19 protein-coding genes and 1 pseudogene are annotated in these 21946 nt (G+C 44.7%); 11 read left to right on the top strand and 9 right to left on the bottom strand.

Going from position 1 to position 21946, the window contains the following annotated elements; translation table 11 throughout:
* Positions 1–210: 210 nt before the first annotated feature.
* The 4 genes and pseudogenes from D1970_RS07080 (at position 211) to D1970_RS07065 (ending at position 4009) form a co-directional block, all read left to right on the top strand.
* Positions 211–1293, top strand: coding sequence for an ATP-binding protein (locus tag D1970_RS07080; protein ID WP_181213387.1), 1083 nt, complete (start codon positions 211–213; stop codon positions 1291–1293).
* A gap of 389 nt (positions 1294–1682) precedes the next feature.
* Positions 1683–2104 (top strand): annotated as a pseudogene (locus tag D1970_RS07075) (spore coat protein).
* Between the two features lie 163 nt (positions 2105–2267).
* Positions 2268–2789, top strand: coding sequence for a hypothetical protein (locus tag D1970_RS07070; RefSeq protein WP_119112186.1), 522 nt, complete (start codon positions 2268–2270; stop codon positions 2787–2789).
* A 17-nt stretch (positions 2790–2806) separates the two neighbouring features.
* Positions 2807–4009: a membrane-associated sensor domain-containing protein gene (locus tag D1970_RS07065; RefSeq protein WP_181213388.1), complete on the top strand. Its 1203-nt coding sequence runs from the start codon at positions 2807–2809 to the stop codon at positions 4007–4009.
* Here the strand turns inward: D1970_RS07065 and D1970_RS07060 are convergent.
* A complete protein-coding gene (locus tag D1970_RS07060) occupies positions 3974–5329 on the bottom strand; it encodes a HAMP domain-containing sensor histidine kinase (RefSeq protein ID WP_119112184.1) in 1356 nt (451 codons plus the stop codon). The genes D1970_RS07065 and D1970_RS07060 overlap by 36 nt on opposite strands.
* A gap of 455 nt (positions 5330–5784) precedes the next feature.
* Between D1970_RS07060 and D1970_RS07055 the strand changes: the two genes are divergently transcribed.
* Both D1970_RS07055 and D1970_RS07050 read left to right on the top strand, forming a co-directional pair.
* Positions 5785–6507, top strand: a complete 723-nt coding sequence (locus D1970_RS07055; protein ID WP_119112259.1) for a response regulator transcription factor — start codon at positions 5785–5787, stop codon at positions 6505–6507.
* Positions 6485–7852 carry a sensor histidine kinase gene (locus D1970_RS07050; protein ID WP_119112183.1) on the top strand — a complete coding sequence of 456 codons (1368 nt, stop codon included), beginning with the start codon at positions 6485–6487 and terminating at the stop codon, positions 7850–7852. The genes D1970_RS07055 and D1970_RS07050 overlap by 23 nt, the downstream gene beginning before the upstream one ends.
* A 70-nt stretch (positions 7853–7922) precedes the next feature.
* On the opposite strand, the gene D1970_RS07045 is transcribed toward D1970_RS07050, so the two are convergent.
* The 5 genes from D1970_RS07045 to D1970_RS07025 all read right to left on the bottom strand — a co-directional run bounded on the left by D1970_RS07045 (position 7923) and on the right by D1970_RS07025 (position 12520).
* On the bottom strand, positions 7923–8645 hold the full coding sequence (locus tag D1970_RS07045) for an ABC transporter ATP-binding protein (protein ID WP_119112182.1): 723 nt from the start codon (positions 8643–8645) through the stop codon (positions 7923–7925).
* Entirely contained in the window at positions 8642–9340 is a 699-nt protein-coding gene (locus D1970_RS07040) for an ABC transporter permease (RefSeq protein WP_119112181.1), read from the bottom strand. Before D1970_RS07040 ends, D1970_RS07045 begins: the two co-directional genes overlap by 4 nt.
* Before the next feature lie 24 nt (positions 9341–9364).
* Positions 9365–10222: an ABC transporter substrate-binding protein gene (locus D1970_RS07035; RefSeq protein ID WP_119112180.1), complete on the bottom strand. Its 858-nt coding sequence runs from the start codon at positions 10220–10222 to the stop codon at positions 9365–9367.
* 15 nt (positions 10223–10237) lie between these two features.
* A complete protein-coding gene (locus D1970_RS07030; RefSeq protein WP_119112179.1) occupies positions 10238–11158 on the bottom strand; it encodes a substrate-binding domain-containing protein in 921 nt (306 codons plus the stop codon).
* A 579-nt stretch (positions 11159–11737) separates the two neighbouring features.
* Positions 11738–12520, bottom strand: coding sequence for an undecaprenyl-diphosphate phosphatase (locus tag D1970_RS07025; RefSeq protein WP_119112178.1), 783 nt, complete (start codon positions 12518–12520; stop codon positions 11738–11740).
* A 255-nt stretch (positions 12521–12775) separates the two neighbouring features.
* Here D1970_RS07025 and D1970_RS07020 point away from each other — a divergent pair, with 255 nt between their 5' ends.
* Positions 12776–13945, top strand: a complete 1170-nt coding sequence (locus D1970_RS07020; protein ID WP_119112177.1) for an FtsW/RodA/SpoVE family cell cycle protein — start codon at positions 12776–12778, stop codon at positions 13943–13945.
* A 340-nt stretch (positions 13946–14285) separates the two neighbouring features.
* Here the strand turns inward: D1970_RS07020 and D1970_RS07015 are convergent, their stop codons facing one another.
* Both D1970_RS07015 and D1970_RS07010 read right to left on the bottom strand, forming a co-directional pair.
* The gene (locus D1970_RS07015; RefSeq protein WP_119112176.1) at positions 14286–14624 is read right to left on the bottom strand and encodes a spore coat protein; all 339 of its coding nucleotides are present in this window, start codon (positions 14622–14624) and stop codon (positions 14286–14288) included.
* A gap of 13 nt (positions 14625–14637) precedes the next feature.
* Positions 14638–14916: a hypothetical protein gene (locus tag D1970_RS07010; protein ID WP_119112175.1), complete on the bottom strand. Its 279-nt coding sequence runs from the start codon at positions 14914–14916 to the stop codon at positions 14638–14640.
* 216 nt (positions 14917–15132) lie between these two features.
* Here D1970_RS07010 and D1970_RS07005 point away from each other — a divergent pair, with 216 nt between their 5' ends.
* Complete coding sequence (locus D1970_RS07005; protein ID WP_119112174.1) at positions 15133–16050, top strand: proline dehydrogenase family protein; 918 nt, start codon at positions 15133–15135, stop codon at positions 16048–16050.
* Between the two features lie 55 nt (positions 16051–16105).
* Here the strand turns inward: D1970_RS07005 and D1970_RS07000 are convergent, their stop codons facing one another.
* A complete protein-coding gene (locus D1970_RS07000) occupies positions 16106–16237 on the bottom strand; it encodes a YuzL family protein (protein ID WP_119112173.1) in 132 nt (43 codons plus the stop codon).
* Positions 16238–16453: 216 nt separating this feature from the next.
* Here D1970_RS07000 and D1970_RS06995 point away from each other — a divergent pair, with 216 nt between their 5' ends.
* From D1970_RS06995 to D1970_RS06985, 3 genes are all read left to right on the top strand, one after another.
* Entirely contained in the window at positions 16454–18835 is a 2382-nt protein-coding gene (locus D1970_RS06995) for a 3-hydroxyacyl-CoA dehydrogenase/enoyl-CoA hydratase family protein (RefSeq protein ID WP_119112172.1), read from the top strand.
* 72 nt (positions 18836–18907) lie between these two features.
* Entirely contained in the window at positions 18908–20083 is a 1176-nt protein-coding gene (locus D1970_RS06990; protein WP_119112171.1) for an acetyl-CoA C-acetyltransferase, read from the top strand.
* A gap of 60 nt (positions 20084–20143) precedes the next feature.
* A complete protein-coding gene (locus D1970_RS06985) occupies positions 20144–21928 on the top strand; it encodes an acyl-CoA dehydrogenase FadE (protein WP_119112170.1) in 1785 nt (594 codons plus the stop codon).
* The last annotated feature ends 18 nt before the right edge of the window (positions 21929–21946 follow it).

The following is a 21946-nucleotide window of genomic DNA, read 5'->3' as shown; positions in this document are numbered from 1 at the left end:
CAATCCCCTCTTCGTGTTCGAATATGTATATAAGAATAGAATAATAGATTGTCTTATTTTGTGTCAACTTAAAAATTAGCAGGTTAACATATGGTGCTGATTTGAGTGATTTACAGATAAATGTACAAAGTTTTGCAAATTACAGCAAACAATAATAGTCATATTACAGCAAAGAATTTATAATAATGTTAATAAATGGCGGGAATTGTGGTGAATAAAGTGGCTGACAGAATAAATTGCAAAAGTTTATCAGGAAACTTTTTCCCGGAAGACCATATCAAGAGTCTGATGTTTAAGCTTGTGAAGCAGGACGGGAATTTTGTGTATAAAGGGGCCTGGGGAGATATTCATCCAACCTTCGGCGTGAATGTGAGCGATATAGCAGGCAGGAGACTTCAAGACATTTTTTCCGAGGAGGTTGTAAGGCAAAAGCTCCCTTTCTATGAAAAATGCTGGGAAGGCGAGGAAGTGAAATATAGCGGCATGCTTGAACAGTTTTCATTTCTCGTGTTCCTTGTCCCTGTGAAGGATAACGGATGTGTGACAGAAATCAGCGGGACTGTAATGGATATCACCAATTTGAAAAAAAATGAGGATAAGCTGTTCAACTCGGAAAAACTGGCGCTTGTCGGGCAGCTGGCCGCAGGGATTGCCCATGAAATCAGGAATCCGCTGACTTCATTGATGGGATTCACAAAAATTTTGCTCGAACTGAACAAAGACCAGCAGCTCACAGGGCAGTACCTTGGAATCATGCAAAGCGAACTTGAAAGAATCCGTAATATTGTCAATGAATATATGCAGCTGGCAAAGCCGCAGATTGTTGCCGGTGAATGGGAATCGGTGTGCCTTGAATTGTTAATCAGGGATGTCCTGAGGCTTGAAGAAACTCAAGCACTTATGAAAAGCATTGAATTCGATGTGCACATTGAGGCGGGTATGCCTCCTATCAGGGGAAAGGCGAACAAGTTAAAACAAGTGTTCATTAATTTAATCCAAAACGCAATAGAATCTATGGAAAGAGGAACCATTAAAATCACTTTGTCTCGCTACCAAGAGGAGATGGTGAAGGTTTCAATTGCCGATAAGGGCTGCGGGATTCCCGAAGAGAAGCTTAGTAATTTGTTTACTCCGTTTTATACAACGAAAGCAAATGGAACTGGTCTAGGACTTTCAGTTTGCAAGAAAATTATTGACGACCATCAAGGCAGGATTGAAATTCGCAGCATGGAGAACGGTGGTACCATCGCTTCTGTTATGCTTCCCATTCAGCATGACAATGAACAGTCATAGACTATTATCCTATAAAAAAAGGTCCTCCCAAGGAATTTTGGGAGGGCCTTTTTTGTGCGATTCCTGTAAAATCTCCAAATTCCACTCCTGTTCCCTTTCATTAGCCCATCCCAATTTCCGCGTTAACACATATGAATAGACTAGAAACACAATAAAACAGACAGGAGCTGACAACCTGAATGGATGACGGGATCAAAAAAGCTATTTCACAAACGCTGAAGAGCAACCCAAAGGGCACCTTTATGGATAAGGTACTTCAGATGTCTTTGACCGCCATAGCATTTAGGAGCTGGCAATCAGGTCTCTGAAAAAAACGGAATACCAGGAAATCGGCGGATGAAATCCACTCGGAACTAAAGAATTTGCTAGATTAAAGGGAGGTGAAAGTGATGAGTAAAGTATGGTATCCAAGCAAAAAGAGTGGATGTTGGAACGCACTTGATTCCGAATCATGCCATCCAACCTTCAAGGATACAGAAGTGAGCCAAAAGGGAAGTCAAAATAGCGAGACTTACCAGTCATCCGAAGAAACAATCGATAGCATCGATTCGAAGTGGAAGTGGTTTCTACCGACACTCAGGTAGCCCTCTCCATCTAGGCTGCACTGCAGGCAGCGATTGCAGTGATCCTTCAGCTTTCGATTGCAGATAGCTGCAAATCGGACGAAATTGCACACAAGCTTTTCCAAAAAGCATCAATCAAGCAGAAAAACCGCCAGCGGACTGTCATCAAAAACTCCCGCAATGTCAAAGTAACAACAACTGACATTGACCTTGCTGTCAATATTCAGCTGTTCTTGCATTATTGGTGAAACTGGAAATCCTTTAAACACAAAGAGGGCCGGGAAAACTTGGCCCTCTTTAAAAGTTCAGAAGTAAATGTTCCTTAAACCTTCATATGATATTGGGCATTGTGGCAGAGGCTTCCATTAAAATATAAATGATTCCATTATTTCTTAAGGGGCCATCTGTGATATGAAGAAAAAGATCATGATTGCAATGTTGGCGGTCTTTGTTCTGTCATTGGTTGCAACGAAGTATTTCACTGATTTTCTGGACTCTAGGGAGTCTGCCATCATTATTGGCAAAGACTTTGAATATGCGGATAACTACCAGGATAAGGAAGTGTTGAGCCGGTCAGCAGACAACATTTTCATCGGTGAAGTGATTGAGGAAAGCGGGGACAGGAAAGCCATTGGGGGAGCCTCTACGCAATTTTCCGTAAGGATCACACAAAATCTTAAGGGTGCGCTTATCGGGGACGTGACAATAAACCAAATGGGTGGTTATTACAAAGAAAAAGGAAAGCTCTATCTTCTGCAATACGAAAACGATTCCATGCTGCAGCCGGGACAAATGTATGTTTTTGCTGTTAACAGGAACAAGCCCAAAAATTGGTATAACATGGTCCCTAAATACGGGAAAGTCCCCGTGAAGACAGAGCAAGAGAAGTACAGGCTTATCAAGGAATTCAAGCGCGCTATAGACAAGAACTGACAAGGCAGGTGATGGTATTGGAACATAAAAAAATCAGTGAGCAACGGTTTTTGGTTTATATTGTCGCAGCGACAATATTTCTAATGGCCGTCCATTTTTATCATACGGAATTGTCCAGTTACTTCAACCCGGATAATTATGTGGGGATTCATACAGTGCTCGAATTCATTAGTATAACGGTCTCTTTTTCTATTTTTTTATATGGCTGGTGGTCATTCAGCTATACCCAGTCGGCGAGGGTACTCTTGCTGGCTTTTGTTTTTCTGATTGTTGGGGCGTTTGATCTGCTTCATGCTCTATCGTTCAAGGGAATGCCTGTTTTTATTGCAGAAAGTTCCATTGCAAGGGCTACATGGTTTTGGCTGGCAGCCAGGGGAGTTGAATCAGTGTCCATGGTGGCAGTCCTGCTCTTCAAGAACCGTAAGATTAGCTTTGATCCAAGACGTTTTCTGCTTCTATTGAGCGGGGTGCTGATTGGTACGCTTTCTTTTGTATTCTTCAGGTTTGAAACACAGCTTCCGCTTCTTGTCATTGAAGGGCAGGGTACGACATTTCTTAAAAACGCAGCTGAGTATGCCGTCTGCTTTCTTCACTTCGCTTCTATCATCCTTGCGCTGTATCTGTACTATGAAGGGAAGAAGGAATACCATTTATACGTTGCTCTTGCTTTTACTTTCCTGTTCATGTCAGAGCTTATTTTTACCGTATACCAAAGTGTGTTTGATATCGATAATTTGACAGGGCATCTTTACAAGCTAATGGGATATTTCTTCATTATGAAAGGATTTTACTTTTCAATCATCCGCAGAGATATGTTTTCCGAAAAACAGCGTCTGGGAACGTTAGCAGAGCGGGAAAGGCTCATCAATCACCATAATGGGGGTCTATTCAAAGCCATCAAAAAAGGGGATGACTATCTTCATTTCTACCATGGAGGCTTTTTGCTCCAGCAGCTTGGCCGGAATGAAGAGGATATCAATGGAAGAACACTTGAAGAAATTTTTTCAGCAAAAACAAACAGGCTGCTCAAAAATTATGATACAGCCTGGGAAGAAAGAGAGAAGGTATCATTCTGGGTTGATTATAAGGGTTCACGGTACATTGTCTCACTTGTGCCTATTGAGGACGATGGAGTGGTGGCTGAACTTTCTGGGTCTGCCATGCAGGCGGACCCATCCTTCCGCTCAGGATGGAAGGATGATTTCGAAAGTCGTGCCTGAATTAAGTTCGCTTTCTGCTGAGATGGAACCTCCATGCGCTTCGACAAGCTCCCTTGCGATTGCAAGGCCAAGGCCTGAGCCTCCCAATTGCTTAGACCTGGACTTATCTACACGGTAGAACCTGTCAAAAATCCAAGGGAGATCTTCCTTAGGGATGCCCTTTCCTTCATCAGACACATGGATATGCACATTGTCCCCGCGCGAGAAAGCTTCCAGCTTTGTTACAGTGTGCCTGCCTGAATATTTCCGGGCATTGTCGAGCAGGTTCAGGATTACCTGTTCAAATCGCGCTGGGTCAATGTCAGCATGGATGCCTTTTGGGCAATGCAGTTCCAGTTGCATTTCTTCTTCTGAAAAGGAAGGGGAGATTTTTCGGTGGATTTCTGACAGGAACAGGTTAAGGTCAGTCCGGCGGGGGGTGATGGAAAAGCTGTTTTCATCCATTTTGGCCAGGTCGAAAAGTTCCTGTACAAGCACCGAAAGCCTTGATGCTTCTTCTTTGATGATCCGCAGGTAATCCATCCTGTCTTTGTCGTCAATTCTAGGCTTGCAGGCGATATCGGCATATCCCTTCAAATAGGTAAGCGGAGTCCTGAGTTCATGCGAAATGCTCGCAAGGAATTCGTTCCGCTCTTTTTTTATATGCTTAAGATCGCTTGCAAGAACAGCGATCGACTCCCCGAGTTCTCCAAGTTCATCCTTCCCAAGGCGCGGCAGAGTGACTGAATAGTCGCCTGCACTGATGCGTTTTGTCGCTTCATTCATTTTTATCATCGGGTTTGTGATGAATTTGGACAAAAAGCTGAAGATCATAACCATCATGATGACCAGTAGCGTGCCAGCGAGCAAAAAGTGTTCATTCAGCTTTGAAATCAGTCCTTGAACTCTGTCTGTATCCTGGAACATATAAACCGCACCGCCGCTGTCCAGCGGGCTGACAGACGAGATATATTTTCTCTCCTTCCAATTACCCTCGAGAATCCTCCCATCCCGCTGTACCTTGCCTGGTGTCCTTTGAACGCTATTCTGAATATCCCCGTCGACCGGACGGGACGAGGCAACGATTTTTCTATCGGGCCCTGTAATGACAACATGTGTATCCAAGCTTGATTCCATCGCAGTGATATGGTGGATTGTTTCAGCCCCATATGCTGACTCAAGAACATCCCTGTGGTTGTTCCCGCGCATTTGCAGTGCCGCCAATTCTTCGCTTATTCGGGAGTGGATGATCGAGGAATGGAGGAAGTAAAATAAGACGCCTTCAATAAGGATGATGGAAGCAAAAAATACAATACCGATTTTGATGGATATTCTGCCCAAACCAGCTCACTCCCAGTTTTTTTTAATCATACTAAAAAAATAGGGGAAATGAAAAGATTCAAAAAAAAAGAGGCTGGCACCTGGCCGGCCTTCCACATAGGGAGGTTTTGCGGACAAAACCGATTATAAAATTAAAAGGGAAGTTTGCAAAACATGTAAAGCCAGAGTACTGCATAAAACGAATACAGCTTGTGAAAACCGATGGCCCTTAAAGTATACCGGCTTTCGAAAGAGGTTTTTCCGAACCCCTGTCTGTTGAAGCTCCATTCATTTCCTGAAGCTAGCAGCAGCGAAGTAAGTTGCTTAATTCTTCCTATTTCGCCTGCTCCTTGCTGTCTTCTTGTCTTTATAATAATAAGTGGGTATGTAAATCTTATGGAGAAGTTATGTGGAAGTTATGAAGATTTATCAATCCGCTGCCGAGGAAGGAATCTTTGCTCGAAAGGATGGGTGTTATGGAACAGAAAATCTTGCTGGTGGATGATGAACGGATGATTACGGACGTTCTGGAAGCCTATTTGCTCAAGGAAGGCTATGATGTTGCCAAATCGGACAACGGTCTTGATGCGCTTCGGAAAGCGGAAGCAGAAAAGCCTGATTTAATTGTCCTTGACCTTATGCTTCCCGACATTTCAGGAGAGGAAATATGCAGGCTTTTACGCAAGGAATCAGATGTGCCGATCCTGATGCTAACGGCAAAGTCAGGAGAAGATGAACGGATTAACGGAATTGTAATGGGAGCAGACGACTATGTCACAAAGCCATTCAGTCCGCGGGAAATCGTGGTCAGAATCGGAGCGATACTGCGCCGGGTGAGAAAAGCAGCGCCTCAGAGAGAGGAACGGTTAAGCTTTAATAACCATGAGCTTGTACTTGACCTTGTTAAAAAAGAAGTCACTCTTCATGGGGAAGGCATTAGTTTTACTCCAATTGAATACAGGCTGCTTTCCAATATGGCCAAGTCGCCGGGACGAGTATACAGCAGGATGGATCTGCTTGAAAAGATACAGGAAGATGGCTTTCCATATGAAGGGTACGAACGGAGCATTGATACACATATCAAGAATTTGAGGAAGAAAATAGAAAAGGATGCCCGCGGCCCCAAATATATCCTGACAGTATTCGGGATGGGCTACAAGTTTGGGGGAACGGCGGATGATGAAAACGCTTCGTTCTAAAATCCTGTTTTACTTTCTTCTCGTTTCCTTGTCTGGGATCCTTGTTGTCAGTTTCAGCCTCCAGTGGGGATTCGAAGCAAGCTTTAACCATTATATCAATGAAAACCGGACTGAAAACGTCAGTCAGCTGAAGAATGCCCTGATGCTTGAATTCAAGGAACATGGCACTTTTACCGGGGAACGGGTTTCCCAGCTTTTTTACGAGCAAGCAATGAATGATAGCCTATATTACAAGCTGTATACGCCAAACGAAATCCTCCTGATGGATTCCACCTCGATTCGAGGAATCATGGAAGGAATCGGGATGGATTCTAATCCTTACAAGGAAGACAACTGGCAGACATCAACTGAAAATATCCAGCAGGATGGGAAACTGATCGCAGTGCTTAAAATCTACTATCCAAAAGGCTTCATTGACAGTGATTATATCTTTTTGCAGACGATCAAAAAATATATCGGGACTGCAGTTGCGGTGACCATCCTGCTCTCGCTAGTTTTCAGCATGCTGTTTTCGAGAAGGCTTACTTCCGGGCTGAACAGCTTTTCAAAAGCAGTTGAAGAGCTTGCCCGCCACAAGAAAGGGGTCAGGGTGCCTCTTGACAGCCTTTCCCTTGAAATGAAGGAATTTGGAATCGCGTTTAATGATTTGTCTATGTCGCTGGAGAAAGAAGAACGGCTTCGTAAGGAATTCACTGGTGACCTGGCCCATGAACTGCGTACACCTTTAGCTACTTTAAGAAGCCAGATTGAAGCTTTCCAGGATGGTATATGGGAACCGACACCTGACCGCCTAAAACAAAGCCATAGCGAGCTGATGCGTCTTGTCAGGCTTGTAAACGAACTGGAAAAACTGCTTGCAGCGGAAAACCCGCAAATTCGGCTGGATTTATCCGAGCTTGATGCCGGAGTACTGCTCCGTGACATGCATGAGCTTCTTGTCCCTGTTTTCAGGGAGAAAGGTGTCCATCTGCAAATCATTCCGCCGGGCGTGCCCATAAAATTTTCGGGTGATAGGGATAAAGTCGCCCAGATTTTAATGAATGTCACGAACAATGCGCTTAAGTATACTCCTGAGGGAGGTAATGTGACATTAGCGGCCATCGAGGAAGGTGGGCTGGCGGGTTTTCTTGTGAGAGATGAAGGTGCAGGCATAGCGGAAGAAGATTTGCCTCATATTTTTGAGCGGTTTTACAGAGGAGATAAATCCAGAGACCGCAAAACCGGCGGAGTTGGAATTGGCCTGTCCATCGTAAAAGCGCTTGTTGAAGCACACAAAGGCACCATTCAAGCTGAAAGCGATCCGGGAAAAGGGGCAAGCTTCACCATTCTGTTCCCGGCAGCCTGATATATAGGAAAACCCGGGAAACCCCCGGGTTTTGTTTTACGCCGCTAGACGGTCGCTTCCGCTTTTCTTCTTAATAAAGCATTTTGTTCCATTCTCCTATAAAAGCTGCTGTCTCAGCGTTTGGGTTTGAAAGTACATCGGCTGTTGCCCCATATTGCTTAATCTGGCCATCGATCAGGATAGCGAGATTTTCTGTGAAATATTTGATTTCCATTAAATCATGGCTGATCAATACTGTCGTAGTCTCTGTTTTATTGATGATGTCCTTCAAGTCTTTGATCAGTTTTGATTTTGTCGGAAAATCCAGCGCTGAAAATGGTTCATCGAGAAAAAGCACTTTTGGCCCAAGTACCATTGCCCTTGCGAGATTGACCCGCTGCGCTTCGCCCCCTGATAATTGGAGGGCATTTTTTTTTGATAGATGGGAAATGCTGAAGGTTTGGAGCCAGAACTCGACTCTTTCCCTGATCTCTCTTTTCGGGCGGTTTCTAAGCTTAAGGCCGAGAGCGACGTTTTGGTAAACACTTGTATCGAGCAGCAAGGATTGCTGAAGGGCGACAGCAAAATGCCTCCTCGTTTCAAGAGAGACAGAACCAGTGATCTCGGCACCCTGAAAGGTAATGGTACCGCTCGAAGGACGCTCCAGAAACGAGAGGGTTTTCAGAAGGGTGCTTTTTCCTGCCCCGTTTGGACCCATGATTCCGCATGTGCTTCCTTTGGACAGGGAGAAATGGGGCACAGATAATATGGTTTTGTCTTTCTTTTTTACAAGGATGTTTTCAAGCGTAATCATGCGTGCCTCTTCCTTTGCTGTAAATAGGTCAGGCAGAAAGTGATAAGGAAAGCGATTGCCATCAGGATGAACGAGAGGGCCAAAGCTACTTCGAAATTGCCTTTTGAAACTTCCATTACAATCGTTGTTGTCAGTATTCTTGTCTCGCCGCTGATATTTCCTCCGACCATCATTGCCGCCCCTACTTCAGCAATGACCCTGCCGAAGCCGGCAATTACTGCTGCAAGGAGGGCAAGTCGCGCCTCTTTCATCAAAATCCAGAGGAGCTGCCACCTTGTTGCTCCTAAAGCTTTGATTTGCAGAATCATTTTTTCATCAAGCTGCTGGAATGCTGCGGCTGTTAGCCCGGTTACAATTGGGAAAGATACAAGCGTCTGGGCGATAATGATGGCTACCGGCGTATAGAGCAGGGAAAGGTCCCCGAGCGGGCCAGACCTCCATAAAAAAATGGTGATCCAAAGGCCTGCTACCACAGGGGGCAGGCCCATTCCGATATTAACAAAAGTAAGAAGTAGTTTTCGCCCAGGAAACCTCGACAAGCCGAGCAGGATTCCTGCCGGAACCCCCCCAATGGTGCTGATGAGGATGGCGGTCATTGACACTTCTAGTGTGCGCAATGTAATTTCCGCAATTTCGGGGTCCCCTTCAAGAATCATCTCTATTGCTTTTTTTAACCCATGCAGTAACAGATCCATAGCTTATCAGGCTCTTTCTTTTGCTTATTTGTCAAACAAGAAGAACAATGCCTGTCCATACTTGTCTTTTCCGAACTCGGAGATGGTTTTCTTTGTTTCGTTGTCCTTCATGAAATGAACAAAGTCCTTGGCACCTTCCTTGTTGATTTTTTCATGTTTCTCAGGGTTCACTTGCATGACATGGTAAATGTTCAGCAGGCTGTCATCCCCTTCGGACATGATATCAAATTCTCCCAGGCTCTTTTTTTGCGCAAGGTATGTGGCGCGGTCTGTCAGTGTGTATCCTTTTTTCTCAGCAGCTACCTGAAGCGTGCTGCCCATTCCTTGTCCTGTAGATATATAATTCTCTTTTTTTGCTGGATCAAGTTTGTTGTTCTTCCATAGTTCGAGTTCTTTTTTGTGCGTTCCGGAATCATCCCCTCTTGAAACGAAAGGCTGATTGGATTCCATCAATTTCGTAAAGGCTTCTTTTGCTGGAACACCTTTTATTCCTGCAGGGTCTGCAGAGGGGCCGACTATAATGAAATCATTGTACATCACTTTATGGCGGTTAATGGCATCGCCGCTGTCCACAATTTTCTGTTCTGCTTCAGGGGCATGGACAAGAAGGACATCCGCTTCTCCTCTTGTGCCCATTTCAAGTGCCTGTCCTGTTCCAACTGCAATCGTTTTTACTTTGTATGGATACTTTTTTTCAAATTGTGGTACCAGTACATCGAGCAAACCGCTGTCCTGTGTACTAGTCGTGGTGGCAAGAATTAAATCGGTCCTTTTTTCTACTTTCTTTTCGGCTTTCTCTTTCGAATCTGTTCCAGCACCTGAACATGCTGTGATGATTGCGAGCATGAAGATGAGCATCATGCTGAGTAACTTCTTTTTCATTATAGTTCCTCCTGATTAGTCGTATTGGAAAATAATTTCACCGAATTGGCTTGCATCGTATCCTTCCAGTTTCATGACGCAATCCTTGAATGTCGTAAAGTGCAAAAGATCAAGTAAATGCTCAAGCTTCGTTTTGTTATCGTCTGTCCAGCGAAATACAAGGTCGAATTGTTCTTTTGTCACTGGGATAAAATCAAGACCAAGCTGGCCCGCGGCAAATTTTACCCCAAAGACAGCGTCAGCGGACCCTCTGTTGATATGGGAAGCTGCAGCTAAATGGTTCCATTCCTCTTTGTTGTAGCCGCGAATATCTTCCGGCTGGATATTCTCTGCTGAAAGGAAGGAATCAAACAAGAAGCGTGTACCCGATCCTTTTTGCCTGTTGATGAAGGAAACATCCTTTCTGGCCAAATCTTTAAAAGAGAGGATGTTTTTAGGGTTGCCTTTTGCAACAATCAATCCTTGTTCCCGGGACGCAAGCCTGACAACAGTGATTTTTTCATGTACGAAAAGCTGGCGAATGAACGGAAGGTTATACTCTCGGGATGTGGGATCTAGCAAATGCACTGCTGCAATGTCTGCAGCTTCACGGTATAGCATCATTAATCCTTCAAGACTGCCGATGTAGGAAGGGGAGATGGTTAAGCCTGCACTTTCCGAAGCAGCATAGCTTACAAGCTGTTCTACAAGGAAATCATGGCTTCCAGCAAGAAGAAGGGAATGATTTGCAGCGTGAGAAGTCCGGTTTTGATTGGCTTTTGGTGAGGAAGCCTGCATGCTGTGTTTAAACCGTTCTACTTCTTCTGGCTCAATTCTCATCTTGTTGCCAACCTTGAAAGCGTTCAATTCTCCTCGTTTAATCAGCTCGTAAACGGTATTTTTAGAGATCTTGAACATTGATGCAATTTCATCGGGAGTGTAGGCGAAGTTTTGCACGTTTCCCAACTCCTTTTAAGTAATTACTTATAAGATAAAGCAAATTCCTGCAAAATAGTGTGATTTTTATTATATATTGTCACGTTTTGTTATGTTTTATTTTATTTTGTTCGAAAAATAGACACATAATAATACGCTAGGCAGTATTCTGGATTTTTAATAGTCCCTAATGGTAAACTATAAAAAAAGCAGTGGGAAAGGAAAGATAGGATGAAGATTACTGACGAGGCGCGCGACGTCCTGAAGGACATTTTTGCAGAGCGCAATGCTGAGGGCATCCGTATGTACTTCGCCGGCTTTGGCTGAGGAGGCCCCCAAATTGGACTGGCCCTGGATGGGCCGGAAGAAGAAGATGCGGTTTCAATTATTAATGATATTCAGGTTGCAATCGATGCAAGCATAGTTCAGGAAACAGCAGGGCTTATCCTGGAATATGATGAACATCATGACAGCCTTGTCTTAAGGGGCGGCAGCAGCTGCTAATGAGGAAAACCCCATTTCAATTTTAATTGAAGTGGGGTTTTTGGTTTTTTAGGGATAGAGAAGTATAGCGTTAGGAGTACAGACAAATTCCTATGCTCAAAATTTTCCGGTAAACTGGAAGATGAGGACGGCGATCCCCAATATCCATACATAAATTGCAAAAGGCTTCAGTGAATGGTTTTTTAAATAGCCAATCATCCATTTTACAGCGATATAGCCAAAAATGGCGGAGGTCACAATTCCAACGAATAGCGAAGAAAGAGCGATCGCTTCAGAGCCTCCGGCAAAAAGGTCCTTCAGCTGCAGCACAATTGCCCCTAATATAGCCGGCGTGGACAGCAGGAATGAAAAGTAGGCAGCCGTTTCCCTGTCAAGCTTTCGCCAAAGTGCGGCAACGATGGTCATTCCGGAACGGGAAATGGCAGGCATCATTGCGGCTGCCTGAAACGTACCAATAATAAAAGCATCCTTGTATGTGATATCGGCCATTTTTTTTCGGCCGTTTTTGATGGAATCAGCAAACCAGAGAAAAGTGCCGGTTATTAGGAACTCCCATCCGATTGTTGCACCTGTTTTTGAAATGTCATCGAAAAAATCCTTGAACAAAAGACCTGCCATAACTGCAGGGAGCGTTCCAACGACAAGTAGGAATGTGAGTTTGCCAAAGGGATCCTTCAGAATTCGGATAAATTCATCCTTATAAAAGACAAACACGGCCAAAAGAGTGCCGACATGGAGCATCGTATCGAGCAGAAGTCCAGCTTCCTGAAGGCCGAACAAGTTGCGCCCAAGATAGAGATGGCCCGTACTGCTGATTGGCAGGAATTCCGTCAATCCTTGAATCACCCCAAGAATAAACGCTTCGATTTTTGTAAGCATATGAACGCCCTCACTTTTTTGGAAAATATAGTATAGCTAGATTTTAGCCTATTAAAGTTCGCCTGAAAAGCTAAATCATTACCATTCTATGTGGATGGGTAGGGGGGGCAGTCCATAAAAAATTTGATAATAATGGAATGAAACGGCTCTTGTGTTTATGAAATTGTCGCCAATCGATGGGAAGAAGTTGTGATTTTCTCCGGAAAAAAATATAATGGATTATTGTACGAGGTTTTTTATAAAAGGAGATTTCCTATGACTTCTAACCAAAACAAACCATCCAGGCTCGATTATGGCCTGGTTCTAATACTGTTTTTATTGTTTTTAGCAAGCTGTGGGGCTATTTACAGCGCGCAGACAACAGGTCAATATCCTACGAATTTTTTTGTGCGGCAGGTAGTTTTCTATGGGATTGGCTGCGGGATTATTGCTTTTGTTATAAGGCTCGATTCCGACCAGCTGAAAAAGATCACATGGTATGCATACGGTTTTGGCATCTTTTTGCTGGCCTTTTTGATTGTTGCACCTGCCAGTATTGCCCCTACAATCAATGGAGCAAAAGCCTGGTTTAAGGTCCCGGGCTTCGGGTCGCTGCAGCCATCGGAATTTGCCAAAGTGTTTATCATTTTGGCGCTAGCAAGAGTCATCTTTGAACATCACCAAAAAAATCCAGTAAAATCAATGCAAACTGATTTTTGGTTGCTGATTAAAATTGGGCTTGTCACGATGTTTCCGCTCATGCTTGTCATTAAAGAGGATCTTGGGACATCGCTTGTATTTCTTTCCATCATGCTTGGTATGATCTTTATATCAGGGATATCATGGAAAATACTTCTCCCTATTTTTGGATTTGGGGCAACCTTGATTAGTGTAATTTTTTATTTTGTTCTTGCTAAGCCTAAGCTGCTCGAAAAATATTTAGGTGTTGACCAGTATCAGTTTGAACGTATATATTCCTGGTTGGATCCGTATAACAATCAAGGCACTACAGGTTATCAGCTGATAAAGTCATTGCTTGCCATTGGTTCGGGCCAAACAACAGGGAAAGGCTACTTTTCGCGTGAAGTAGAAATTCCTGAAGGCCACACCGACTTTATCTTCAGTGTGATCGGCGAGGAGTTTGGCTTTATCGGGGCAAGTATTGTTGTCAGTTTGTTTTTCCTTTTGATTTATCAAATTACAAAAATCGGGATGGAAGCAAAGAATGACTATTACACATATATTTGTGTTGGTGTCATCAGCATGATCACATTCCACGTCTTCCAAAATATCGGTATGACGATCGGGCTGCTGCCAATCACCGGCATTCCGTTGCCGTTCATCAGTTATGGCGGAAGCTCGCTCATGGGGAATATGTTCGCAATGGGGCTGATATTCTCTATCCGTTACCATCATAAGAAATATATGTTCTCGACAAGTGCGTGATAAAAAAGAGCTAGAGGAATCTTGCTCTTTTTTTATAAGTAAATTTAACTTTTTGTGTTTCCTTTATCGCGCATTAACGGGCAGTAGATTCCCAACTGCCCGTAAAAGCCCGATCTCCTCATCTAACAATCAGCGGGAAAACCATCCGCTGATTGAAGATTCGCCTTATCTCGTGCCGGTGTGCTCCAGTCCATAAGTCGCTAAACGGGGGCTTTCGCTTTCATTGTCCAGCTACCAAAGACAGGAAGTCCTAGTGCCGACGTTGCCACAGGATGTAGCGGTATAGTCTCGCCGTCTTGTCTTCTGCTTGTCGCCCCTGTGCAAGGCGCTTTCGCTTTTCTTATTGAAGTCTACCCCCGTATGGGAACTGGGATGAATAGCCTTGGAACTGCTGATGTGACTGCTCAAGTTTTTGTGATTCGGCGGCTTCGATACCGTACCAGCCTTTTCTGAACATCAGGTTGTACAGGGTGCGCTGGGCGTCTTGCGTTTCGTTGAAAATGGATGCGATTTCCTGATACAGGCTGTCGTGGCTTAGTTCATTTAACGTCGTTGAATAGGAGCCGGTCATATATTTTTCGGTTGTCAGGAAATCATTGATAAAATCCCTGTCGTTCATCTCAGGGGTTTTGTTGATTTTCGTTTCAGGGTTTTGTATTTTTTGCTGGTTTTGGGTCATTTTATTTCCTCCTTTACTGCATTCCTGCATTCTTTTGATTCTGGCTGCTGTGGAGGCGGGACAGAATCCGCTCGTAATGGCGCTGATGCATTTCCCCGCACCTTTCCAATTCAAGCTTGATCTCGGAGTCATTGCACTGTTGCGCGAAAAAATGGGCTTTCTTCATCGCAAGGAGATTCCATGAAAGCATGTCTGTCAAATAAAGCGAATCTTTCACAGAAATGACTTCAGGGGGCTGCTGCATCTGCATTTGCCCTTGCTGTTCCTGATTGTTCATGTTTTGCTGCTGCATTATTTTCCCTCCTATATAATTCTCAATTCTTGCCTATCTTTCCACATATGGGATAAAAGTATTCCAGGGTGGAATCGACAAATAAGAACATTTTTCTACGAAAATAATTTTCAAAAAAACAGAAAAATGATAATATGGTAGTAAAGCCTGAATTTATACAAAATATCGAAAAATAAGGCTGTTTTGCAAACGTTTTCAAAGGGGAGAATAACAGAGATGGAAAAAATAATGAAAGACTTTTTTCTTTTCCTGTCAAAAAACAGGTCTTTAACCAAACTTGCAAAAAAATATGGCCTGAGATTCGGCGCGGGGCGGTTTGTTGCCGGGGAAACAATCGATCAGGCTGTTAAGGTCATTAAAGAGCTCAACTCAAAGGGCCTTGTTGTCACAATTGATTATCTGGGTGAATTTGTTGACAATGAAGCAGAAGCCAATGAAATGGCTAACCAATCGATTGAAGCGATCAGGGCGATTGGGCGCGAAAAGCTGAAATCCCAGCTCAGCCTGAAAATGACGTCAATGGGGCTCGATATTTCCGATGAGCTTGTGATGGGAAACATGAGGCGAATCTTAGAAGCTGCTAAAGAGAACAATGTCTTTGTTACAATTGATATGGAGGACTATTCACGCTGCGGCAAAACCATTGAAGTATTTAAGCAGCTTCGGTCCGAGTATGACAATATCGGTACGGTCATCCAAGCATACTTGTACCGTACGGAAAAGGATATTATGGATTTAAACGATTACTCGCCAAATCTCCGTCTTGTAAAGGGAGCCTATAAGGAATCTCCTGAAGTGGCATTTCCCGAAAAGAAGGACGTGGACGAGAACCTTAAGAAAATCATCAAAATGCATTTGCAAAACGGCAACTATACTGCTGTAGCAAGTCATGATGACGAAATCATCAATTATACGAAACAACTGGTAAAAGAGCTTAATATCCCGAACAGCCAGTTTGAATTCCAAATGCTTTACGGTATCATGCCTGAGCGCCAAAAAGAGCTTGTACAGGAAGGCTACACCATGCGTGTCTATGTCCCATATGGCACAGACTGGTACGGCTATTTCATGCGCCGCCTGGCTGAACGCCCTGCAAATGTAGCTTTTGTGCTCAAAGGAATGTTTAAGAAATAATGAACGCCAGGCCCTTTCTGCGGCCTGGCTTTTGCTTGTTATGAAAAGGAGAGTATTACTTTTTATACTGGCTGTTTTGGCTGTTGACCTTGTTGATACCTTGGTGGTTATCGGAAGGGCCAGCGTTTCCCTTAACGCTTGCAGCGCTTACTCCGCGTTTGGATGGATCTTTTTTCAATCTTGCCATCATCATCACCTCCCTATTTTATAGTGACCCAATAAACGCCATCCAAGCCAAAAATAAAAATTTCTAAAAATTTTTATTTTTCAATACCTAACCATTGCGCAAAGTTTCGAAATATTCTATAGTATTAAGTAACAAAACTCATTCACTCATTTTTTTTAGCATAAAAATGAATGAGTATTCATTCAAGAATTTTGTCAAAGGGGGAAGACAAATACAATGCGACAAATTCAAAGGGCCGCTGTATTAGGATCTGGGGTTATGGGATCGGGAATCGCTGCACATCTGGCAAACATCGGGATACCGACATTGCTGCTTGATATCGTACCGCGCGAGCTAACAGAAGGGGAAAAAGCGAAAGGACTCACGCTGGTAGATAGGAGTGTCCGCAGCCGCTTTGCCGAGGGAGCTATTCAGAAGCTGCTAAAGCAAAAACCGGCTCCGCTTGCCTCAAAGAAAAACCTTAATTTGATTGAGGCCGGCAATTTTGAAGATGATATGCCCCGTCTGAAAGATGTCGACTGGATCATCGAAGTAGTTGTCGAAAACCTTGAGATTAAGAAGAAAGTTTTTGAAAGCGTTGACAAATATCGTAAGCAAGGAAGCATTGTCAGCTCAAATACATCGGGAATCTCTGTAGAAGCAATGGCTGAAGGACGGTCTGAGGATTTCCGGAAACACTTTCTGGGAACCCACTTTTTTAATCCGCCGCGCTACTTAAAATTGCTTGAAGTCATTCCTACAAAAGACACAGACCCGGAAATCCTTTCGTTCATGAAAACGTTCGGCGAAGACAGGCTTGGCAAAGGCGTAGTCGAAGCCAAGGATACACCGAACTTCATTGGCAACAGGATTGGTACATACGGCCTGCTTGTCACCGTCAGGGAAATGCTGAAAGGCGGATACAGCATCGGTGAAGTCGATTCTGTTACAGGCCCGCTGATTGGGCGGCCGAAGAGCGCGACTTTCCGCACGCTTGACGTAGTAGGCTTAGATACGTTTGTCCATGTGGCGAACAACGTTCATGGGCAGGTCGAAGGCCAGGAACAAGAAGTATTCGAAGTTCCTGGATTCATGAAAGAAATGCTGGATAAAGGATGGCTTGGAAGCAAATCGGGCCAAGGTTTCTTCCTGAAAAAGGGGAAAGAAATACTGGAACTTGATCCACATACACTTGAGTACGGCCCACGTAAAAAACTAAAAGCAGCTTCAATTGAAATCAGCAAGCAGGAAAAAGGCGCTGCGAATAAGCTGAAGGCAGTTGTGTACGCACAGGACCGTGCAGGTGAACTTCTCTGGAATATATTCATTCCCGTCCTCATCTATTCGGCACAATTGCACGGAACAATTGCTGATACGATCGTGGCAATTGACCGCGCGATGAAATGGGGCTTTGGCTGGGATATGGGTCCGTTTGAAGCCTGGGATGCACTGGGGCTTGAAAAATCCCTTAAAAAGATGGAAGCGGAAGGATCCGAAGTCCCTGGCTGGATCAAGGACATGATAGGCAGTGGCTTTACATCTTTTTACAAAGAAGAGAATGGGCAGACCTCCTATTTTCATAACGGTGAATACCTGCCTGTTGAAAATAATCCGAAAAACATCAGCCTGAGACAGCTCAAAAAACAAAAGGGTGTCATCAAAAAGAACAGCGGGGCAAGCTTGATTGACCTTGGGGATGGCGTTGCGCTGCTTGAATTCCATTCTCCGAATAACGCGATTGGCATGGACATCACCCAGATGATCAATTTTGCGGTGGAAGAAGTTGAAAAGAACTTTAAAGGACTTGTAATCGGGAATCAGGGCAAGAACTTCTGTGTCGGGGCCAATCTTGCTATGATCCTGATGGAAGCGCAGGACGACAATCTATTTGATATCGACCTCGTTGTCCGCCATTTCCAGCAGGCAATGATGAAAATCAAATACAGTTCCAAGCCGGTTGTGGCAGCACCTTTCGGAATGACGCTTGGAGGCGGTGCGGAGGTCTGCCTTCCGGCTGCGCACATCCAGGCATCGATGGAAACCTATATGGGCCTTGTCGAAGCGGGAGTAGGCCTGATACCTGGTGGTGGCGGAAACAAAGAGCTGTATATCAAGCATGTTGAAGGAATTCCGAACGGGGTTGAGTTTGACCTTCAAAAAGTGGCAAACAAGGTCTTTGAAACGATTGCAATGGCTAAGGTATCCACTTCTGGAGAAGAAGCAAGAGAAAATAACTTCCTCAATAAGTTTGACGGCATCAGCGTAAATGGTGACCATTTAATACACGATGCTAAACAAGCGGTTCTTTCATTGTATGAAAAAGGCTATACCGCACCAATGAAGAAAAAGATTCCTGTTGCCGGAGAACCAGGATATGCAACATTACTTCTTGCAGCACAGACAATGCACTTGTCAGGCTACATTTCCGAGCACGACCTGAAGATTGCCAGGAAGCTTGCCTATGTCATCAGCGGCGGTAAGGTTCCATACGGCACATTGGTGGATGAAGAGTATTTGCTGAACCTTGAGAGGGAAGCCTTCCTGAGCCTTGTAGCCGAGCCGAAATCCCAGCAGCGTATGCAGCATATGCTCGTCAAGGGCAAGCCTCTCCGCAACTAATCCTAAACAAAAGCTAATCGGAAACTGGCATCTAAACATAGATGATGAACTTAAAGGAAGAGAGGGAATGAGATGAGAGAAGCGGTTATCGTTGCCGGTGCACGTACACCGGTAGGAAGAGCGAGAAAAGGCTCGCTTGCGAATGTCCGTCCGGATGATTTGGGAGCAATTGCCGTCAGGGAGACTTTGAAACGCGCAGGCAATTATGAAGGAAATATCGATGACCTTATTATTGGCTGCGCGATGCCGGAAGCTGAACAGGGCTTGAATATGGCACGCAATATCGGTGCGCTTGCCGGTTTGTCGCATGAGGTCCCAGCAGTAACGGTCAACCGGTATTGTTCATCTGGCCTGCAGACAATCGCTTACGCAGCGGAAAAAATCATGATTGGCCACGCTGACACCATCATTGCCGGCGGCGCTGAATCCATGAGTATGGTTCCGATGATGGGACATGTAGTTCGGCCAAACTCGAAGCTTGCTGAATCCGCTCCCGAGTATTATATGGGAATGGGTCATACTGCCGAGGAAGTAGCTAAAAAATATGGGATTTCCCGAGAGGAGCAGGATGCATTCGCTGTCCGCAGCCATCAGCGTGCTGCAAAAGCACTCGAAGACGGAAAATATGCTGATGAAACTGTCGCAGTTGAGGTTGCTTCGCGTACTGTCGGGAAGGATAACAAGCTCGTTGAGAAAACGTTCCAGTTTACGCAGGACGAAGGTGTACGGTCGGGAACAACTGTCGAAGTCCTTTCTAAGCTGCGTCCAGCTTTCTCTGTGACAGGAACGGTTACGGCAGGAAACTCATCGCAAACGAGCGACGGTGCTGCGGCTGTTATGGTCATGGATGGGGAAAAAGCGGATTCGCTTGGAATGAAGCCACTGGCAAAGTTCAGATCATTCGCCCTTGGGGGTGTACCGCCGCAAATCATGGGTATCGGCCCAGTTGTAGCTATTCCGAAAGCGCTTAAGTTGGCAGGATTGGAGTTATCCGATATTGGGCTGATTGAACTGAATGAAGCGTTTGCCTCTCAATCGATTCAGGTCATTCGCGAGCTCGGGCTTGATGAAAATAAAGTCAATGTAAATGGTGGAGCGATTGCTCTCGGCCATCCTCTTGGCTGTACCGGTGCAAAACTCACACTTTCACTGATTCACGAAATGAAACGCCGCAACGAGCAGTTTGGCATAGTCACAATGTGCATTGGCGGCGGTATGGGTGCGGCAGGTGTATTTGAACTTCTTTAATCACAGCTAGCGAGGGAGTACCCCTCGGCAATTTGATGAAAAACAGGGAGGAATCTACTAATGGCAAATCAAACTGATAAACTCTTAAAGGGCGGCAGTTTTATTATTGAAGAAGTAACTAGTGACCAAATGTTTACTCCGGAGGATTATACGGATGAACAGAAAATGATTGCTAAGACAGCCGAGGACTTCGTTGAGAACGAAGTGCTGCCAGAGGTGGAGCATTTAGAAAACCATGAATTCCACCGCTCTGTAAAACTATTGAAAAAGGCTGGAGACCTGGGGTTGCTTGGAGCTGATGTACCGGAAGAATACGGCGGCCTTAGCCTTGATAAAATCAGTTCAGCTCTGATAGCCGAGAAAATGTCGAGGGCAGGCGGTTTTGGCATCACCCATGGCGCACATGTAGGGATTGGCTCCCTTCCAATCGTTCTCTTCGGCAATGAGCAGCAAAAGCAAAAATACCTTCCGCTTCTGGCGACTGGAGAGAAGCTTGCGGCCTACGCGCTGACAGAGCCGGGTTCAGGATCGGATGCTCTTGGCGCAAGAACGACTGCAAAGCTCAATGCTGAGGGAACTCATTATGTTCTCAATGGCGAGAAACAGTGGATTACAAATGCAGGCTTTGCTGATGTGTTTGTTGTATACGCAAAAATTGATGGCGAGCAGTTCTCCGCGTTTATTGTGGAACGCGAATTCCCGGGCGTTTCCACTGGGGCAGAAGAAAAGAAAATGGGAATCAAGAGCTCTTCAACAAGAACATTGATACTTGAAGATGCCGAAGTGCCTGTGGAAAACCTGCTTGGTGTTGCGGGCAAAGGGCATGTGATTGCATTCAATATCCTGAATATCGGCCGTTATAAGCTAGGTGTAGGCGTTGTTGGTGGAGCAAAGCAGGCGTTTGGCCTGACAGTCAAGTATACAAACCAGCGCCAGCAGTTCAAGACGCCTATTTCTCAGTTTAACCTGACGAAGGAAAAGCTCGGAACGATGGCTTCGAAAATATATGCCGCTGAAAGCTCTGTATACCGTACTGTCGGTATGTTCGAAGACAGGATGAGCAGGCTGAGCGAAGAGGAAATTAACAACGGAAAAGCGGTTGCTGATTCCATCGCGGAATACGCGATCGAATGCTCCCTGAATAAGTTTTTTGCGACAGAAGTACTTGATTACGTAGTTGATGAAGGTGTTCAGCTTCACGGAGGATATGGTTTCATGCAGGAATACGAAATTGAGCGGGCTTACCGTGATTCCCGGATTAACCGTATTTTTGAGGGCACGAATGAAATCAACCGCCTGCTTGTACCTGGAACATACTTGAGAAAAGCATTGAAGAACGAGCTTCCGCTTTTCCAAAAAGCCCAGGCACTGCAGGAAGAATTGATGATGATGATGCCTGAAGAGCCAGGCGACGAGCCGCTTGCACAGGAGAAATACCTTGTAAAGAATGCGAAAAAAATTGCACTGCTTGCAACAGGCCTTGCTGCCCAGAAATTCGGAAAGGCCATTGACCAAGAGCAGGAAATCCTTGTGAATATTGCTGATCTTGTCTCAAATGCTTATGCAATGGAGTCAGTTGTCTTGCGGACCGAAAAAGCCATTAAGAAAGAAGGGCTTGAAAAGAATAGCCAAAAGTTACTCTATACACAGATTTTTTGTCAGGAAGCCTTTAACGAAATTGAACAGGATGCCAAGGAAACACTTGTTGCAACAGAGCAGGGCGATACGCTGCGCATGCTGACTTCCGCTTTGAGAAAATTTACCCGCTTCACGCCGATCAATGTGATCGCGAAGAAGCGTGAAGCCGCAGACAGGCTGATCGATAGTGAGAAGTTTGTCGTTTAATCTTCTAAAAGCAGGCTC

This window comes from Mesobacillus zeae, from assembly GCF_003570705.1.
GTDB lineage: Bacteria > Bacillota > Bacilli > Bacillales > Cytobacillaceae > Mesobacillus_C > Mesobacillus_C zeae.
This window is presented reverse-complemented; position numbering and strand designations above follow the sequence as displayed.

Excerpts from the sequence above, each read along its gene's own strand:
- D1970_RS07025 (WP_119112178.1), bottom strand. The coding sequence starts at position 12,520 with ATGCTTACAAAAATCGAAGCGTTTATTCTTGGGGTGATTCAAGGATTG.
- D1970_RS07015 (WP_119112176.1), bottom strand. The coding sequence starts at position 14,624 with ATGACCCAAAACCAGCAAAAAATACAAAACCCTGAAACGAAAATCAAC.
- D1970_RS07070 (WP_119112186.1), top strand. The coding sequence starts at position 2,268 with ATGAAGAAAAAGATCATGATTGCAATGTTGGCGGTCTTTGTTCTGTCA.
- D1970_RS07035 (WP_119112180.1), bottom strand. The coding sequence starts at position 10,222 with ATGAAAAAGAAGTTACTCAGCATGATGCTCATCTTCATGCTCGCAATC.
- D1970_RS07040 (WP_119112181.1), bottom strand. The coding sequence starts at position 9,340 with ATGGATCTGTTACTGCATGGGTTAAAAAAAGCAATAGAGATGATTCTT.
- D1970_RS07045 (WP_119112182.1), bottom strand. The coding sequence starts at position 8,645 with ATGATTACGCTTGAAAACATCCTTGTAAAAAAGAAAGACAAAACCATA.
- D1970_RS07000 (WP_119112173.1), bottom strand. The coding sequence starts at position 16,237 with ATGGCAAGATTGAAAAAAGATCCATCCAAACGCGGAGTAAGCGCTGCA.
- D1970_RS07010 (WP_119112175.1), bottom strand. The coding sequence starts at position 14,916 with ATGCAGCAGCAAAACATGAACAATCAGGAACAGCAAGGGCAAATGCAG.
- D1970_RS07005 (WP_119112174.1), top strand. The coding sequence starts at position 15,133 with ATGGAAAAAATAATGAAAGACTTTTTTCTTTTCCTGTCAAAAAACAGG.
- D1970_RS06990 (WP_119112171.1), top strand. The coding sequence starts at position 18,908 with ATGAGAGAAGCGGTTATCGTTGCCGGTGCACGTACACCGGTAGGAAGA.
- D1970_RS06985 (WP_119112170.1), top strand. The coding sequence starts at position 20,144 with ATGGCAAATCAAACTGATAAACTCTTAAAGGGCGGCAGTTTTATTATT.
- D1970_RS07020 (WP_119112177.1), top strand. The coding sequence starts at position 12,776 with ATGACTTCTAACCAAAACAAACCATCCAGGCTCGATTATGGCCTGGTT.
- D1970_RS06995 (WP_119112172.1), top strand. The coding sequence starts at position 16,454 with ATGCGACAAATTCAAAGGGCCGCTGTATTAGGATCTGGGGTTATGGGA.
- D1970_RS07055 (WP_119112259.1), top strand. The coding sequence starts at position 5,785 with ATGGAACAGAAAATCTTGCTGGTGGATGATGAACGGATGATTACGGAC.
- D1970_RS07050 (WP_119112183.1), top strand. The coding sequence starts at position 6,485 with ATGATGAAAACGCTTCGTTCTAAAATCCTGTTTTACTTTCTTCTCGTT.